Origin of the sequence: Haemophilus haemolyticus, from assembly GCF_003490595.1 — a bacterium.
Classification (GTDB): Bacteria; Pseudomonadota; Gammaproteobacteria; order Enterobacterales; family Pasteurellaceae; genus Haemophilus; species Haemophilus haemolyticus_L.
The window spans coordinates 34556-50404 of sequence record NZ_QQGY01000008.1 but is presented as its reverse complement, the minus strand read 5'-3'; the positions used below and the strand labels follow the sequence as shown (position 1 = coordinate 50404).

Sequence of the window (15849 nt, the reverse complement as noted above, 5' to 3'; positions counted from 1 at the left end):
AACTCATTGAGGAGAAATCTAATGAACAAATTTGTTAAATCATTATTAGTTGCAGGTTCTGTAGCTGCATTAGCTGCTTGTAGTTCATCTAACAACGATGCTGCAGGCAATGGTGCAGGCCAAACTTTTGGCGGTTACTCTGTTTCTGATCTTCAACAACGTTACAACACCGTATATTTCGGTTTTGACAAATACAACATCGAAGGTGAATACGTTCAAATCTTAGATGCACATGCAGCATATTTAAATGCAACTCCAGCTGCTAAAGTATTAGTAGAAGGTAACACTGACGAACGCGGTACACCAGAATACAACATCGCGTTAGGTCAACGTCGTGCAGATGCAGTTAAAGGTTATTTAGCTGGTAAAGGTGTTGATGCTGGTAAATTAGGCACAGTATCTTACGGTGAAGAAAAACCTGCAGTATTAGGTCACGATGAAGCTGCATATTCTAAAAACCGTCGTGCAGTGTTAGCGTACTAATTCTTAGTATTTCTAATGCCTGAAAAACAGGATCCATTTTTATTGGATCCTGTTTTGTTTTCATCGTTTGTAATTTAATCAATTAGCTTGAAACAATGAATTTATTCTTTTGATTCTAAAATAAATGCGCTATCATTAGTTCATCAACACAGTGGGTCGTTAGCTCAGTCGGTAGAGCAGCGGACTTTTAATCCGTTGGTCGAAGGTTCGAATCCTTCACGACCCACCACTCTCTGATTTAGTTGTCCAGTTGGGTTGTTAGCTCAGTTGGTAGAGCAGCGGACTCTTAATCCGTCGGTCGAGAGTTCGAGCCTCTCACAACCCACCATTCTTATTTTTATTATTCATCTCTAATATTTTAAATTTCTTTAACTTTCTTAAATTCTTGACTATTTTTAGCGGTTATTGTGGTAGAATATCCTTAAATTTTAGTCGGGCATCATTATGTTGGAAAATATTCGTATTGTTTTAATTGAGACTTCGCATAGCGGTAATATTGGTTCTGCTGCTAGAGCAATGAAAACAATGGGATTGACCCAGCTTTGTCTTGTTTCACCAAAATCTGTTGATGAACAATCTTATGCTCTTTCAGCTGGCGCAGAAGATATTGTAAAAAATGCTAGAGTTGTCGATAGTTTTGATGAAGCCGTCGATGATTGCTCTTTGGTGATTGGAACAAGTGCTCGTTTACGTCATTTACAAAGTACCTTGATCGAGCCTCGAGAATGCGCGGAGAAAGTTGTAGCGCATGAAGGCAAGATAGCTATTGTGTTTGGTCGTGAACGTATTGGATTAACGAATGAAGAGTTGTTGAAATGTCATTACCATTTGAATATCCCAGCTAATCCTGATTATTCTTCTTTAAATTTGGCAATGGCGGTACAGTTGGTAAGCTATGAATTGCGCATGGCATTTTTAGCTCAAGATAAGAAGGAAAATTCACTTTCTTTAATAGAACAAAACTATCCAACCGCAGAACAACTCGCTTATTTTTTTGACCATACTGAGCGTGTATATCAGTCACTCGGATTCATTCAAAATCAAGGTGTTATACATAAATTAAAGCGTTTATATTATCGCGCTCAACTTGAAAAAAATGAATTAAATATTTTAAATGGCATGCTAAGTGCGGTCGAAAAACGAATTGATCTTGATTTAGATTAATTGACTGATTTAGTAGGATATGTAAATATTGCAACATCACTTTTTAGGAACACTTTATGAAACTTACATCGAAAGGTCGTTATGCAGTCACTGCGGTTTTAGATATCGCTTTAAATGCAGAAAAAGGTCCTGTGAGCCTTGCAGATATTTCTGAACGTCAACATATTTCGTTATCTTATTTAGAACAACTTTTTGCTAAATTACGTCGTGATGGATTAGTAAAAAGTGTTCGTGGACCTGGTGGAGGTTATCAGCTAGGTTTACCAAGTGATCAAATTTCAGTGGGAATGATCATTTCAGCGGTAAATGAAAATATTCATGTGACAAAATGTCTTGGTCGTGGAAATTGTCAAAATGGCGTAGAATGTTTAACTCATACATTGTGGGAAGATCTGAGTAATCGCATTGAAAGTTTTCTCAATGAAATTACTTTGGCTGAATTGGTGAGTAAACGTGAGTCAAAACGCCAAACTCATAGCGATTTTGAGAATTTAATTAATTGTTAATCAATAAAGGAAAGTAGTCCGTACAGTGCAAAATGCATTAAAAGTGCGGTCAAATTTAGAATGATTTAGGAGTGAAAAATGAAATTACCTATTTATTTAGACTATGCAGCAACTTGTCCTGTGGACGAGCGTGTTGCAAAAAAAATGATGGAATTTTTAACCATTGACGGTATATTCGGTAACCCAGCTTCTCGCTCGCATAAATTTGGTTGGCAAGCAGAAGAAGCGGTTGATGTGGCTCGTAATCAAATTGCGGATCTTATTGGTGCCGATTCTCGTGAAATTGTGTTTACTTCTGGTGCGACAGAATCAGATAACCTTGCAATTAAGGGTGCTGCGCATTTTTACCAAACTAAAGGCAAGCATATCATCACTTGCAAAACCGAGCATAAAGCCGTTTTAGATACTTGTCGTCAATTAGAGCGTGAAGGTTTTGAAGTGACTTATTTATCACCCGAGTCTGATGGTTTAATTGATTTAGAGAAATTTAAAGCCGCACTTCGTCCCGATACTATTTTAGTTTCAATTATGCATGCCAATAATGAAATTGGCGTGTTGCAAGATATTAAAGCTATTGGTGAGCTTTGTCGTGCAAATAAAACGATTTTCCATGTGGACGCAACTCAAAGTGTGGGCAAGGTTGCGATTAACTTGGAAGAGTTGCCAGTTGATTTATTATCTATGTCTAGCCATAAACTTTATGGACCTAAAGGTATTGGTGCGTTATACGTTCGTCGTAAACCACGTATTCGTTTAGAAGCGATTATTCATGGTGGTGGTCATGAGCGCGGAATGCGTTCAGGTACATTACCTGTCCACCAAATCGTGGGAATGGGCGAGGCTTATCGAATTGCAAAAGAAGAAATGGCAACAGAAATGCCACGTTTAAAAGCTCTTCGTGATCGTTTATATAATGGCTTAAAAGATATTGAAGAAACCTACGTAAATGGCTCAATGGAGCACCGTTTAGATAGTAATTTAAATATTAGCTTTAACTATGTTGAAGGTGAATCTTTAATGATGGCATTGCGTGATATTGCAGTATCTTCTGGTTCTGCTTGTACATCAGCTAGCTTAGAGCCGTCTTATGTATTACGTGCACTTGGTTTAAATGATGAATTGGCACATAGTTCAATTCGTTTCACACTTGGTCGTTACACCACTGAAGAAGAAATTGATTATACAATTAATTTAGTAAAAGGTGCGGTGGAAAAACTTCGTGCATTATCGCCATTATGGGATATGTTTAAAGAAGGCATCGACCTTAGTACAATTGAGTGGTCAGCTCACTAGGATTTAACTGCTATTATTAAATGGCGTTTCTCAAGGATTTAAAAAAGGAAAGTTAAAATGGCTTATAGCGAAAAAGTAATCGATCATTATGAAAATCCGCGCAATGTGGGTTCTATGGATAAAAAAGATAGCAATGTTGGTACTGGCATGGTGGGGGCGCCAGCTTGTGGCGATGTAATGCAGTTACAAATTAAAGTAAATGATAACGGCATTATTGAAGATGCAAAATTCAAGACTTATGGTTGTGGTTCTGCTATTGCATCTAGCTCATTAATTACCGAATGGGTGAAAGGTAAATCTTTAGAAGAAGCAGGTGCTATCAAAAATAGCCAAATTGCAGAAGAGTTAGAATTGCCACCAGTGAAAGTACACTGTTCCATTTTAGCAGAAGATGCAATTAAAGCGGCAATTGCTGATTACAAATCCAAAAAAGGCGAATAATATGAAAAAGTGCGGTCGGTTTTGACCGCACTTTTAGTGGTTTTGGGGGATATATGAGTATTACATTAACAGAAAAAGCCGCTCAACGAGTGAAAGCTTTTTTGGATAATCGTGGCAAAGGTATTGGTTTACGTTTAGGTGTTAAAACATCAGGCTGCTCTGGCTTAGCTTATGTGCTTGAGTTTGTTGATGTCTTAAATGAAGAAGATCAAGTTTTTGAACAACATGGTGTGAATATTATTGTCGATCCAAAAAGCTTAGTTTATCTCAATGGTATTGAGTTGGATTATGTGAAAGAAGGCTTAAATGAAGGCTTCAAATACAATAATCCAAATGTAAAAGAATCTTGTGGCTGTGGTGAAAGTTTCCATGTTTAAGGTAATAATCTGATGTTAAATCCTTTTCAAATTTTTGATTTACCTGTTGATTTTCAGTTAGATGAGAAGGCGCTAAATACACGTTATTTAGAATTACAAAAGGCTCTACATCCTGATAATTTTGTATCAAGTAGTGCGTTAGAACAACGCGTTGCGATGCAAAAATCCACCGAAGTGAATGATGCCTTAAAAACGTTAAAAGACCCAATTTTACGAGCAGAAGCTATCATTGCTCTTAATACGGGTGAACAGATAGATCTTGAACAAAAAAGTACGCAAGATGTGGCGTTTTTAATGCAACAGTTACAGTGGCGAGAACAACTAGAAGAACTTGAAGATCAGAAAGATGAAGAAGCATTAAATGCTTTTGCAAAAGAAATTAAACAAGAAACTCAGTTATTATTGACCGCACTTTCTGAGAGTCTGACATCCCAACAATGGACGAAAGCATCTCAACTGTGTGATAAATTACGTTTTACTCGTAAGCTTTCTGAAGAAATTGAACGTGTAGAAGAACGCCTTTTTGAACTGTAATAGATCTATATCTCAATATCCCTTGATATTATGCAAACTCTCGAACAACTAATATCTCCAGACAACTCTGTTTGGCCTATACTTTCCCAATGGATTGAAAGTGCACGTAATCATTGTTATGTCATTAAAAAAGATCAATCAAGTGCAGAACGTGAACTTTTTACCATGCAAATGCCAACATCATCACCAATGGGGGCTGTGATTTATGAAACAGGTGGAATTTTAATTCATTATGGTTGGTTGCGTATTTTAGGTTCAGGAAGTTTTAAATTACCGCGTGGATTGATGGATTGGAATTTTAGTAAGTCTTTTAGTCAGTCTGGTGAAAAACCAAAATATTTATTGGTTGCAGATGATGTGATAGGCGGTTACTTTGCATTAAATGGTGGTTCGTTAGGCGATAACCTTGGCAAAATTTATTACTTTTCACCAAAAGATCTCACTTGGCATAATTTAAATTTTACTTATACAGAATTTTTAGCTTGGGCATTGAATGGTGATTTAGAGGCTTTTTATCAAGGTCTATTTTGGCAAAATTGGCAAGATGATGTGAAACAATTGGATGGTAATCAAATTTTTGTATTCTCGCCTGACTTAAGCGAAGAGATAAAAATAGCGATTGATAAACGTCAAAAGCACGAAGTCAATATTGAAACACATTACCAATCAAGCTTTGCAGAAAAAAATAAATTTGATTTGGCGTATTCCGTCGCATAACCAGTAGAAAAATAGCATATGGCATTATTACAAATTGCAGAACCCGGACAAACAGCTGCTCCGCATCAACATCGTTTAGCCGTTGGGATTGATTTGGGAACAACCAATTCTTTGGTTGCATCCGTGCGTAGTGGGCAATCCGTGATTCTTAATGATGAACAAGAGCGTAGTCTTTTACCATCAGTTGTTCATTATGGCGTTGAAGAAAAGAAAGTTGGTTTGGAAGCCTTTGAACAAGCCTCACTTGATCCAAAAAATACGGTGATTTCAGTAAAACGTCTAATTGGTCGTAGTCTTGCTGATGTTCAGTCTCGTTATTCTAGTTTGCCTTATGAATTTGTAGCGAGTGAAAATGGATTGCCTTTAATTGTTACGGCACAGGGCCCCAAAAGTCCAATTGAAGTATCTTCAGATATTTTATCGCATTTAAATCATATTGCAGAACAACGCCTTGGAGGTGAGCTTTCTGGGGTTGTGATTACGGTTCCAGCTTATTTTGATGATGCCCAACGTCAAAGCACTAAGGATGCTGCGCGTTTAGCTGGGCTAAATGTATTACGTTTATTGAATGAACCTACTGCAGCTGCAGTTGCTTATGGATTGGATAGCGGGCAGGAAGGGATTATTGCTGTTTATGATTTAGGTGGCGGTACATTTGATATTTCAATTTTACGCTTATCAAAAGGTGTGTTTGAAGTTCTAGCCACGGGTGGAGATACTGCGCTAGGTGGTGATGATTTTGATCATTTAATTGCAGATTGGGTCGTTGAACAAACCAAACTAAAACCACAAACCCCAAATCAACAGCGCGAACTGATAACCCTTGCGAGCCGAGCCAAAATTGCTTTAAGTACTGAGAAAAGTGCGGTCATTTCTTGGCAGAATTTTTCAGTAGAAATTTCACGAGAACAATTTAATGCGTTGATTCATTCGCTTGTAAAACGTTCATTGCTAACTTGTCGCCGAGCTTTGAAAGATGCCAACGTTGAATCTGAAGAAGTGCAAGCTGTGGTGATGGTTGGTGGTTCAACTCGAGTGCCATATGTACGAGAGCAGGTTGGTGAGTTTTTTGGTAAAACACCACTTACTTCCATTGATCCAGATAAAGTTGTGGCACTTGGTGCCGCAATTCAAGCGGATATTTTAGTCGGTAATAAAACTGATTCTGATATGTTGTTGCTCGATGTCGTGCCGCTTTCTTTAGGCATTGAGACGATGGGTGGATTAGTGGAAAAAATTATTCCACGTAACACAACAATTCCTGTAGCTCGTGCACAAGAGTTTACTACTTTCAAAGATGGCCAAACAGCAATGACCGTTCATGTTGTACAAGGCGAACGTGAGCTGGTAGATGATTGTCGTTCTTTAGGGCGTTTTACTCTACGAGGTATTCCAGCGATGGCTGCGGGTGCCGCTCATATCCGAGTGACTTATCAAGTCGATGCAGATGGTTTATTAAGTGTGACTGCAATGGAAAAATCGACAAAAGTGCAGGCATCAATCCAAATTAAACCTTCCTATGGTTTAACTGATGAAGAAGTGACAGCAATGATTAAATCTTCTTTTGATAATGCGCAAGAGGATTTACAAGCTCGCGAATTAGCTGAGCAACGAGTGGAAGCGGATCGTGTGATTGAAAGCGTAATTGTTGCGTTACAAGCAGATGGGGCTGAATTGCTGAGCACAGAAGAATTTCATCATATTGAAAGTGTGTTAAAACAATTAATGGATGTAAAACAAGGTTCAGATCGTGATGCAATCGCGCAAGGAATTAAAGCCTTGGATATTGCTACCCAAGAATTTGCAGCACGTCGAATGAATGTATCGATTAATAAAGCTTTGACTGGCAAAAATTTGTCAGATATTGAAAAACCGTAAAAGTGCGGTCAGATTATTAAATAATTTTGAGGAAAGTGTTATGCCAAAAGTGATTTTTTTACCTAATGAAGAATTTTGTCCCGAAGGTATGGTTGTTGATGCCGCGGCAGGTGATAACTTATTAGAAGTTGCCCACAATGCAGGAGTAGAAATTCATCATGCTTGTGATGGCTCCTGTGCTTGCACAACCTGCCATGTCATTATCCGTGAAGGTTTTGACTCTCTAAATGAAACGAGTGATCAAGAAGAAGATATGCTGGATAAAGCTTGGGGATTAGAAATGGATAGTCGTTTATCTTGCCAATGTGTAGTGGGAGACGAAGATCTTGTAGTAGAAATTCCGAAATATAACATTAACCATGCCAATGAGGCCGCTCACTAATGAAATGGACTGATGCCCAATTAATTGCAGAGGAACTTTATGATCGTAATCCAGATTTAGATCCAAAAACAGTTCGTTTTACTGATTTACATAAATGGATTTGTGAACTTGAAGATTTTGATGACGATCCTAATAAGTCAAATGAAGCAATTCTTGAAGCAATTTTATTGAAATGGTTGGATGAATTTGAATAATCAGAAATTTGATTGAAAAATACCCGCACTTTGGTGCGGGTATTATTTTTTAAAGGTTGTTTAATTTCATTTTTGCCATTTGTTGTTCTAATTGGCTACCACTTTGTTGTGCTTGCTCAAAGCTGTTTTTGGCCGCAACTTTATCTCCTTTCGCGACTTGGATGTCGCCGGTTAAAATTGCTTTACGAGCATTAAAACTTTCACCCTTCACTTGATTTAAGGTGGTTAATGCATTGTCTAATTGACCCAATTGAAATTGTACAGCACTGAGACGTAATGCAACAATAGATATTAATACTTCATCTTGAGATTGGGTTAATGCTTGATTTAAGTTTGCTTCTGCTGCTGCAAAGTCTTGTTTCTCTGTCGCTTTTTTCGCTTCATCTAATAAAGCAAATACAGCGTATGCAGTTTTGCTGTTAGCTTGCACAAATTGTTCTATATTTGCTTTTTTAGCTTGTTCATCTTGTTGTGCAGAATAGATTAACGCATCATACTGTGCCGAAGCTTGAGCGATTTGTTCTGCTTGGTGCGCTTGCCAATAACGCCATCCAAACATACCACCAACCCCTAAGATAAAAGCGACAATAATTGTTTTGCCATTTTCTTTCCACCAGTCTTTCAACTGGTTAATCTCTTGTTCTTCTTCAATAGAATAAGCCATGTTTTTCCCCTTTTAAATTAAAATTGAGTTTGAATATAGTCGATTACATTCACTAAATCTAAGGTTTGCTGATCTGCGCCACCTTGCAAGTGTTTAATAACGACTTGTTTATTTTGTACTTCGCTTTCGCCGATAACTAATGCCAATGTTGCACCAGATTTATCTGCACGTTTAAATTGTTTTTTGAAATTACCGCCAGAGCAGTGCAACATCGTATTTAAGTGCGGTAATTCTGAGCGTACTTTTTCCGCTAATTCAAAAGCGGCTAATGTTGCGCCTTCACCTTGATAAACAACATAAATATCCACCGCACTTTTCACAGGAATATTTGGATTAACTTCTTGCACCAACAAGACTAAACGTTCTAATCCCATCGCAAATCCGATGCTCGGTGTTGCGTGTCCGCCAAGTTGTTCCACTAAACCGTCATAACGACCGCCACCACATACAGTACCTTGTGCGCCAAGAGCAGAGGTTACCCATTCAAATACAGTTTTGTTGTAATAATCTAAGCCACGCACGAGTTTAGGATTAATTTCATATTGAATACCCACTGCATCTAATAATGAACATAATTGTTCAAAATGCTCACGGCTTTCGTCATCTAGATAATCAAGTAATTTTGGCGCGTTATCTAATACTTTTTGTAATTCTGGATTTTTGGTATCCAAAATACGAAGCGGATTTTTTACCAAGCGATCTTTTTCTTCATCGCTCATTAAATCTTGATGGTTTTCTAAGAATCCAACCAAAGCTGAACGATAATTTGCGCGTGCTTCTAAAGAACCAATTGAGTTAAGTTGAAGTGTAACATGTTGATCGATACCTAACGCTTTCCATAAACGATAGGTAAGCATGATTAATTCTGCATCGATTTCTGGATTCGCAATACCAAATACCTCAACACCTGCTTGATGGAATTGACGGTAACGACCTTTTTGTGGACGTTCATGACGGAACATTGGCCCCATATACCACAAGCGTTGTTCATTGTTATAGATCCAACCGTGTTCAATGGCGGCACGCACGCAACCTGCAGTGCCTTCAGGGCGTAAGGTTAATTGTTCATCGTTATCCCAAAATGTGTACATCTCTTTTGAAACAACATCTGTTACTTCACCGATTGCACGAGCGAATAATGGTGTACTTTCTACAACTGGCATACGCACTTCGGAATAACCGTAGTTGTTTAATACTTGGCGTACTTGCGCTTCAATCCATTGCCATAATGGAGATTCAGTAGGGGAGCAATCGTTCATTCCACGAATTGCTTGAATAGTTTTAGCCACGAGCTTTCCTTAAATAATTCTGTTTTTTGGATCTTGTTGTGCGACTTTTGCACGAATTTTTGCTTCTAATTGGTTAACAATATCTTCGTTATCAAAGCGTTCTTTTTGGCGTTCGCCATTAAGATAATAACCGCTTTTTTTGTTACCGCCGGTTACTCCGAGATCAGATACGAGCGCCTCGCCTGGACCATTCACTACACAGCCGATAATTGATACATCCATTGGTGTAATAATATCTTCAAGGCGTTGCTCTAACGCATTTACTGTACCGATTACATCAAACTCTTGGCGAGAGCAGGTTGGGCAAGCAATGAAGTTAATTCCTCTTGAACGAATCCGTAAAGATTTCAAAATATCAAAACCGACTTTGATTTCCTCTACAGGATCTGCCGCCAAAGAAACGCGCAGCGTATCGCCAATTCCCTCAGCTAATAACATTCCTAAACCCACCGCAGATTTTACCGCACCTGCACGCGCACCACCCGCCTCTGTAATCCCTAAATGCAATGGCTGTTTGATAGATTTAGCAAGTAAACGATAAGCTTCTACCGCTAAGAAGACATCGGAGGCTTTTACACTCACTTTAAATTGATCGAAGTTAAGACGATCTAGAATTTCTACATGACGTAGCGCTGATTCTAATAATGCTTCTGGTGTTGGCTCGCCGTATTTTTCTTGCAGATCTTTTTCTAAAGAGCCTGCGTTTACGCCGATACGAATCGGAATATTTTTGTCACGAGCACAATCAACAACGGCACGGATGCGATCCTCACGACCAATATTGCCTGGATTGATACGTAAACAATCTACTCCATATTCTGCGACTTTTAGCGCGATACGGTAGTCGAAATGAATATCTGCTACGAGAGGGACATTCACTTGCTGTTTAATTTGTTTAAATGCTTCTGCAGCATCCATTGTTGGAACGGATACGCGAACGATATCTGCACCAACACGTTCTAATGATTTAATTTGAGCAACTGTCGCTTCCACATCAGTGGTGCGAGTATTTGTCATTGATTGCACGGCAATTGGCGCATCACCACCAACTGGTACATTTCCCACATAAATTTTTGTCGATTCACGACGCTTAATGCTTGGTTGAAAAGCTGACATCTTTTTCCTTATTAAGGTTGTGAAAGTTTGAATTTTGCAATGCGGCCATCCACTTTGAGTGGATAATTTTCGCCTTTATAGGTGATCCGTACATTACTTGGTGCGCCAACAATTAATGAAAACTCATCTCCATTAAAAGTTAATACTTCACCTTTTTTGTACTCTTTTTGTGCTAATACTCGGCGATTTTTATCTTTTACGCTGAGCCAGCTCGTATTGTTTAAAATTTCTACAATCAAGTCTCCTTTCACAGTAGGAGCCGCTGGAGAAATTGATGGATTTTCTACCGCACTTTGAGTGTCTGAAACTGATTTTTCATCGTTTTTTGTTTGTGAAACAGCATTTTCTTGTGCTATTTCTGGTAACACATTATTTGTTATTTCTACTGGTTGTGAGACAGGTGCTATTGTTTCTGATGCAGTTTTATTACTTTCTTCTGTTGTCACAAGAGCTGCGGCTGGCTGATTGTTTTCGGTAGAAGCAACATAGCTTTGTACTAAGTCATCACGTTCTTGGTTATTTTGCTGATAACTTTGCCACCACCAAAGTCCCGTCATGCCAAGGACTAAAATAAGTACAATGATAGATAAACGTCCGACCCAACGAGAGTGCGATGAATATTGATTGACTTCACGAGTTGAACGAGCATTTTTACTCAGATCGTTTTTATCATTTTCTGCAAATGTAATATTTTCCCATACAGAATCAGGTAAGCGTAAGAACTTGGCATAGCTACGCACATAACCTTTTACAAAGATTGCAGGGGTAGATTTTTGAATAAATTCGTTGTTTTCAAGTTGTTGTAATATGGAAGGACGTAGCGCAATTTCTTTGGCGACGTCTTCGAGAGAAAGATTCAAGTTTTCACGTGCTTGGCGAAAAATCTCACCTGGTGAAAGTTCTTGCTCAGTTGTTGGATTCATAAATTCAATCAAATAATATGCGATAAACAAGGGCTAAATTTTAAAGTCCAACGCTTGATTTGGCAATGCTTTATTTGAAGGTATTAAATTTTTCCGCTCGTTTACTATCAGTTTGTCGCAATTTTTGTAATGCTTGTTGATAAATATCCATTTTTTGAGAGGAATAAGCACAAAGAGCCATATTTTCAAATGTATCTGCTTGATGATAATAATTAGGTGAATTCAGCGCGAGTTGAAATTGCTGCTGAGCTTGTTCAAATTGCTTTTGACGACATAAAAATGTGCCAAAATTATTATGTAAGTCTCCCTGTTGATTATTGAGTTTTAAAGCTATTTCATATTCACGATGTGCGTTCTCGATTTCCCCTTGTTGTTGATAATAATGCGCAAGCGCTGAATGCACGAGATAGTAATCTTTATCGTGTTGAAGTGCTTTATCTAAGTTGATTTTGGCTAGTTGAGGATTACCTTGTTGAAGGTAGCCGAGAGCAAGTTCTACGCGAGCTTTAGCTGCAGATTGTTGATTGAAATCTTGAATTGTTGATTGAGAAACGCAAGCAGAAAAAATGAAAGGGAAAATAACCGCACTGAGTTGTTTACTTATTGTTTGCATTTTTTCTCCTTTTAACTGGGGAGGAAGAAATATTTAATATGCTTTAATTTGTATGAAAACATAGGGCATGTGAACTTGATTAATTCACATGCCTAGAATATTAATTAACTTCTGTCACCCCAATATTTTGTCCAAATTGGCGTTTCATTGCCGTACGTTTAGTACGATCGATAACATCTCCAGCTAATTGTCCGCAAGCCGCATCAATGTCATCTCCACGAGTTTTACGAATAATCACGGTAAAACCATATTCCATCAAGGTTTTTTGGAAGCGGTCAATACGCGTATTCGAGCTTTTTGCATAAGGTGCTTCTGGGAACGGATTCCATGGAATTAAATTAATTTTACAAGGCGTATTTTTTAATACTTCTGCAAGTTGATGAGCATGTTCAACGCCATCATTTACATGATCGAGCATAACATATTCAATCGTCACTTTGCCGTGATTCGCATTTGATACACTCAAATAACGATTTACCGAGTCAATCAACATTTTGATATTATATTTTTTGTTGATTGGCACAATTTCATCACGCAGTTCATCGTTTGGGGCATGTAATGAAATAGCCAAAGCCACATCGATCATTTTGCTCAAATTATCTAGTGCCGGCACAACGCCAGAAGTTGATAAAGTGACACGACGTTTTGATAAACCGTAGGCAAAATCATCTAACATAATTTCCATTGCGGGAACAACGTTAGCGATATTTAATAAGGGTTCACCCATTCCCATCATTACCACATTGGTAATTGGTCTAATGCCTGTCACTCCAAAGTTGCCAATAATTTTAGAGGCTCTCCAAACTTGGCCGATAATTTCTGAAACCGTTAAATTGCGATTAAATCCTTGTTGAGCCGTTGAACAGAAGGTACAAGCTAAGGCACAGCCAACTTGGGAAGATACACAAAGCGTCGCGCGATCTGCTTCGGGAATATACACGGTTTCAACTTGTTGTTCACCTACTTGCATTGCCCATTTTATCGTGCCATCGGCTGAACGTTGTTCAACGGCAACTTCTGGGGCTTTAATTTCTGCAACAGCTTTAAGTTTTTCACGTAATTTTTTATTAATGTTTGTCATATTGTCGAAGTTATCTTCGCCAAAATGATAAATCCACTTTACTAACTGATCTGCTCGGAATGGTTTTTCGCCGAGTTCTTTAAAAAATTCGCGCATTTGTTGGCGCGTTAAATCCATTAGATTAATTTTTTTAGCTGGTGCATCTGATTGCACAGACAATAATTCTGACATTTTAGCCTCGTTATTACACATTATGGCGATAGCGTTGTGCTGGTGTTTTTATCAAAAACTCACAACGAAAAATTCGCAATTAAAAAATGAACGGCGATTGTACAGATTTGTCACTGCATAATCTAGCGGAATTGAAAAATGATGGAAAATATCACCGCACTTTTTTGCGATCTAGATCGCAAATATTTCCAATTACAGCGTAAAAAGTGCGGTAAAATGTAAGCCTATTTTCTAAGGTGACTAATAATGTTTAAAAAAGCTTTATTTATTTTTTCTTTGTGTCCTTCTTTTGCGGGGGCACAGTCTTATGTTGTGTATGATTTTACGCATAATCGAGTGTTGGAAAGCCATGCGCCTGATAGCGTTCAGCCCATTGCGTCTGTAACGAAATTAATGACGGCGAACGTGTTTCTAGAAAATAATACAAATCCTAATTGTACCATTGCGATAACCAATGACGATCGTGATTACATTAAAGGTACAAGCACGAAATTGCCGATGAATGTTCCGATGGCTTGCAGAGAATTATTAAAGGCGATGCTTGTGCATTCTGATAACTATGCCGCTCATGCGCTTTCTCGTGCTGCAGGAATGAGCAGAATACAATTTATTCATAAAATGAATGAAAAAGCTCGCCAATTAGGCATGTATTCTACTCGTTTTCATGATAGTTCTGGTTTATCGAGTAGCAATATCTCTAGTCCTATGGATTTAGTTAAACTTGCTAAACATTCCTTGAATAAACCTGAAATTAGACAACTATCCAATATCAGTGCTACGAATATTCAAGCTGGAAGACATAGTGTATTAATGAAAAATACAAATAAATTAGTGCGTGATGAAATTTTTGATGCGGTAGTAAATAAGACAGGATACATCCGAGAATCTGGTTATAACCTTGTTTTTATCAATAAACGCCCATGTAAAAGTTCCACCATCGGTGTAATTAGTCTCAATAATTCTTCTTCTGCATATCGTTCTAGCTTTACTAAAAACAAATTAGAAAAATACGGTTGTACTGCATTGAATGGACGAACCATTCATGATGTTGAAGGCGAGGCACAATATGAAGATGGCTATGATGAAGAAGGCTTTAATACGCTAATTCAGAAATTATCAAAATAATGTCCATAAACATAAAAAATGCGAGATAACAGTTTGTTTTATCTCGCGTTTTTTAGTTGATTTAAATAGAAATTAGAAGAATAAATCTTGCGCTATTTCTCAGTTTGAGCTTGTTGATTCGCCTTATTAGCCGCATCTTCCGCTTCTTTCGATAATTGGAGTGAAAGCGCAGAAGCAGCTTTGGATTCTTCAGATAATTTTAGGGCTAACTCTGCAGCAGCATTAGATTCGTCCATTTTTTGTTTAGAAAGTTTTTCAGCCTCTTCACCACCTTGACTTAACACAGTCTGTGCCTCTTGCTGTTTTTGCATTGCTACTTTTACAGCTTCATTGGCTTGAACGGATTTATCTTGAGCAACTTTAGCAGTGTCAATCGCTTTTTGGGATTTTTCTAGTGCGATCTGTTTGTAGTTTATCGATATTGGTTGTTGAGCAGGTTGCTCTACCGATATTTTAGTTTGTTCAGTTGTTTTAGTTTGCTCTGTCATTTTAGGCTTATCATCACAGGCAGTTAAGACTATTGCTGAACTTAATACTAACCAAAATGCTTTTTTCATGTATTATCCTCAAAAGATGAATTTATAATAGCCGTTGCATTCTAGACTTAATTTTAGAAAAAGTCATTCTAGTGATAGAAAAATATTTGTACTTTTATAGGAATAGCCAAATTAATAATAAATGCAAAACCTTTTGAAAATTTAGCTTATCACGATGACATAACACTTAAAAACATAGGGAAAATCTATCTCACTTTTTGTTATGCTTTCAAAACCACAATAATTTTAATGTTTGATAATCATTTTTATTTGAAAGGCGTAATAAAAATAGTATTATTACCAATGATGAATGATTGTTGAGCAGTTGAGCGATTATTCAGGCATCCAACCTCTATTACTTT

At 37.8% G+C, this 15849-nt stretch carries 19 protein-coding genes and 2 tRNA genes; 14 read left to right on the top strand and 7 right to left on the bottom strand.

Annotated elements, in window-relative coordinates; translation table 11 throughout:
• Positions 1–21 precede the first annotated feature (21 nt).
• The 13 genes from pal (at position 22) to iscX (ending at position 7969) form a co-directional block, all read left to right on the top strand.
• A complete protein-coding gene (gene pal, locus DV415_RS07445) occupies positions 22–483 on the top strand; it encodes a peptidoglycan-associated lipoprotein Pal (protein ID WP_005626966.1) in 462 nt (153 codons plus the stop codon).
• Positions 484–636: 153 nt separating this feature from the next.
• A tRNA-Lys gene (locus DV415_RS07440) sits at positions 637–712 on the top strand.
• Positions 713–735: 23 nt separating this feature from the next.
• Positions 736–811, top strand: a tRNA-Lys gene (locus DV415_RS07435).
• Between the two features lie 116 nt (positions 812–927).
• Complete coding sequence (trmJ, locus tag DV415_RS07430) at positions 928–1647, top strand: tRNA (cytosine(32)/uridine(32)-2'-O)-methyltransferase TrmJ (protein ID WP_118776286.1); 720 nt, start codon at positions 928–930, stop codon at positions 1645–1647.
• Positions 1648–1703: 56 nt separating this feature from the next.
• Positions 1704–2153 carry a Fe-S cluster assembly transcriptional regulator IscR gene (gene iscR / locus DV415_RS07425; protein ID WP_118776285.1) on the top strand — a complete coding sequence of 150 codons (450 nt, stop codon included), beginning with the start codon at positions 1704–1706 and terminating at the stop codon, positions 2151–2153.
• 78 nt (positions 2154–2231) lie between these two features.
• The gene (locus tag DV415_RS07420) at positions 2232–3446 is read left to right on the top strand and encodes an IscS subfamily cysteine desulfurase (protein ID WP_118776284.1); all 1215 of its coding nucleotides are present in this window, start codon (positions 2232–2234) and stop codon (positions 3444–3446) included.
• A gap of 57 nt (positions 3447–3503) precedes the next feature.
• Positions 3504–3887: a Fe-S cluster assembly scaffold IscU gene (iscU, locus tag DV415_RS07415; RefSeq protein WP_005626962.1), complete on the top strand. Its 384-nt coding sequence runs from the start codon at positions 3504–3506 to the stop codon at positions 3885–3887.
• A gap of 53 nt (positions 3888–3940) precedes the next feature.
• Positions 3941–4264 carry an iron-sulfur cluster assembly protein IscA gene (gene iscA, locus DV415_RS07410; protein ID WP_005626961.1) on the top strand — a complete coding sequence of 108 codons (324 nt, stop codon included), beginning with the start codon at positions 3941–3943 and terminating at the stop codon, positions 4262–4264.
• Between the two features lie 12 nt (positions 4265–4276).
• Entirely contained in the window at positions 4277–4798 is a 522-nt protein-coding gene (gene hscB / locus DV415_RS07405; RefSeq protein WP_053466234.1) for a Fe-S protein assembly co-chaperone HscB, read from the top strand.
• 30 nt (positions 4799–4828) lie between these two features.
• On the top strand, positions 4829–5515 hold the full coding sequence (locus tag DV415_RS07400; protein WP_118790800.1) for a DUF2625 domain-containing protein: 687 nt from the start codon (positions 4829–4831) through the stop codon (positions 5513–5515).
• A gap of 18 nt (positions 5516–5533) precedes the next feature.
• Positions 5534–7393 (top strand): Fe-S protein assembly chaperone HscA, encoded by a 1860-nt coding sequence (gene hscA, locus DV415_RS07395; protein WP_118790799.1) that lies wholly within the window; start codon positions 5534–5536, stop codon positions 7391–7393.
• Between the two features lie 40 nt (positions 7394–7433).
• On the top strand, positions 7434–7775 hold the full coding sequence (fdx, locus tag DV415_RS07390; RefSeq protein WP_005629440.1) for an ISC system 2Fe-2S type ferredoxin: 342 nt from the start codon (positions 7434–7436) through the stop codon (positions 7773–7775).
• Entirely contained in the window at positions 7775–7969 is a 195-nt protein-coding gene (gene iscX, locus DV415_RS07385; protein ID WP_005630102.1) for a Fe-S cluster assembly protein IscX, read from the top strand. The genes fdx and iscX overlap by 1 nt, the downstream gene beginning before the upstream one ends.
• A gap of 49 nt (positions 7970–8018) precedes the next feature.
• Here iscX and DV415_RS07380 read toward each other — a convergent pair whose 3' ends face one another.
• The 6 genes from DV415_RS07380 to rlmN form a co-directional block, all read right to left on the bottom strand.
• Positions 8019–8633, bottom strand: a complete 615-nt coding sequence (locus tag DV415_RS07380; protein ID WP_118790798.1) for a YfgM family protein — start codon at positions 8631–8633, stop codon at positions 8019–8021.
• Between the two features lie 17 nt (positions 8634–8650).
• Positions 8651–9922: a histidine--tRNA ligase gene (gene hisS / locus DV415_RS07375; protein ID WP_118790797.1), complete on the bottom strand. Its 1272-nt coding sequence runs from the start codon at positions 9920–9922 to the stop codon at positions 8651–8653.
• Between the two features lie 9 nt (positions 9923–9931).
• On the bottom strand, positions 9932–11038 hold the full coding sequence (gene ispG, locus DV415_RS07370) for a flavodoxin-dependent (E)-4-hydroxy-3-methylbut-2-enyl-diphosphate synthase (protein ID WP_118790796.1): 1107 nt from the start codon (positions 11036–11038) through the stop codon (positions 9932–9934).
• An 11-nt stretch (positions 11039–11049) separates the two neighbouring features.
• Positions 11050–11961, bottom strand: coding sequence for a RodZ domain-containing protein (locus DV415_RS07365; RefSeq protein ID WP_118790831.1), 912 nt, complete (start codon positions 11959–11961; stop codon positions 11050–11052).
• A gap of 70 nt (positions 11962–12031) precedes the next feature.
• Positions 12032–12574, bottom strand: coding sequence for a type IV pilus biogenesis/stability protein PilW (pilW, locus tag DV415_RS07360; protein ID WP_005630116.1), 543 nt, complete (start codon positions 12572–12574; stop codon positions 12032–12034).
• A gap of 100 nt (positions 12575–12674) precedes the next feature.
• Positions 12675–13826, bottom strand: a complete 1152-nt coding sequence (gene rlmN, locus DV415_RS07355; RefSeq protein WP_192879109.1) for a dual-specificity RNA methyltransferase RlmN — start codon at positions 13824–13826, stop codon at positions 12675–12677.
• A gap of 246 nt (positions 13827–14072) precedes the next feature.
• On the opposite strand from rlmN, the gene DV415_RS07350 reads away from it, so the two are divergent.
• The gene (locus tag DV415_RS07350) at positions 14073–14951 is read left to right on the top strand and encodes a D-alanyl-D-alanine carboxypeptidase family protein (RefSeq protein WP_118782430.1); all 879 of its coding nucleotides are present in this window, start codon (positions 14073–14075) and stop codon (positions 14949–14951) included.
• 92 nt (positions 14952–15043) lie between these two features.
• Here the strand turns inward: DV415_RS07350 and DV415_RS07345 are convergent, their stop codons facing one another.
• Positions 15044–15508 (bottom strand): hypothetical protein, encoded by a 465-nt coding sequence (locus DV415_RS07345; RefSeq protein WP_118776275.1) that lies wholly within the window; start codon positions 15506–15508, stop codon positions 15044–15046.
• Positions 15509–15849 lie beyond the last annotated feature (341 nt).

Coding starts and splice junctions, on each gene's coding strand:
- pal (WP_005626966.1), top strand. CDS start 22: ATGAACAAATTTGTTAAATCATTATTAGTTGCAGGTTCTGTAGCTGCA.
- trmJ (WP_118776286.1), top strand. CDS start 928: ATGTTGGAAAATATTCGTATTGTTTTAATTGAGACTTCGCATAGCGGT.
- iscR (WP_118776285.1), top strand. CDS start 1,704: ATGAAACTTACATCGAAAGGTCGTTATGCAGTCACTGCGGTTTTAGAT.
- DV415_RS07420 (WP_118776284.1), top strand. CDS start 2,232: ATGAAATTACCTATTTATTTAGACTATGCAGCAACTTGTCCTGTGGAC.
- iscU (WP_005626962.1), top strand. CDS start 3,504: ATGGCTTATAGCGAAAAAGTAATCGATCATTATGAAAATCCGCGCAAT.
- iscA (WP_005626961.1), top strand. CDS start 3,941: ATGAGTATTACATTAACAGAAAAAGCCGCTCAACGAGTGAAAGCTTTT.
- hscB (WP_053466234.1), top strand. CDS start 4,277: ATGTTAAATCCTTTTCAAATTTTTGATTTACCTGTTGATTTTCAGTTA.
- DV415_RS07400 (WP_118790800.1), top strand. CDS start 4,829: ATGCAAACTCTCGAACAACTAATATCTCCAGACAACTCTGTTTGGCCT.
- hscA (WP_118790799.1), top strand. CDS start 5,534: ATGGCATTATTACAAATTGCAGAACCCGGACAAACAGCTGCTCCGCAT.
- fdx (WP_005629440.1), top strand. CDS start 7,434: ATGCCAAAAGTGATTTTTTTACCTAATGAAGAATTTTGTCCCGAAGGT.
- iscX (WP_005630102.1), top strand. CDS start 7,775: ATGAAATGGACTGATGCCCAATTAATTGCAGAGGAACTTTATGATCGT.
- DV415_RS07380 (WP_118790798.1), bottom strand. CDS start 8,633: ATGGCTTATTCTATTGAAGAAGAACAAGAGATTAACCAGTTGAAAGAC.
- ispG (WP_118790796.1), bottom strand. CDS start 11,038: ATGTCAGCTTTTCAACCAAGCATTAAGCGTCGTGAATCGACAAAAATT.
- DV415_RS07365 (WP_118790831.1), bottom strand. CDS start 11,961: ATGAATCCAACAACTGAGCAAGAACTTTCACCAGGTGAGATTTTTCGC.
- pilW (WP_005630116.1), bottom strand. CDS start 12,574: ATGCAAACAATAAGTAAACAACTCAGTGCGGTTATTTTCCCTTTCATT.
- rlmN (WP_192879109.1), bottom strand. CDS start 13,826: ATGTCAGAATTATTGTCTGTGCAATCAGATGCACCAGCTAAAAAAATT.
- DV415_RS07350 (WP_118782430.1), top strand. CDS start 14,073: ATGTTTAAAAAAGCTTTATTTATTTTTTCTTTGTGTCCTTCTTTTGCG.
- DV415_RS07345 (WP_118776275.1), bottom strand. CDS start 15,508: ATGAAAAAAGCATTTTGGTTAGTATTAAGTTCAGCAATAGTCTTAACT.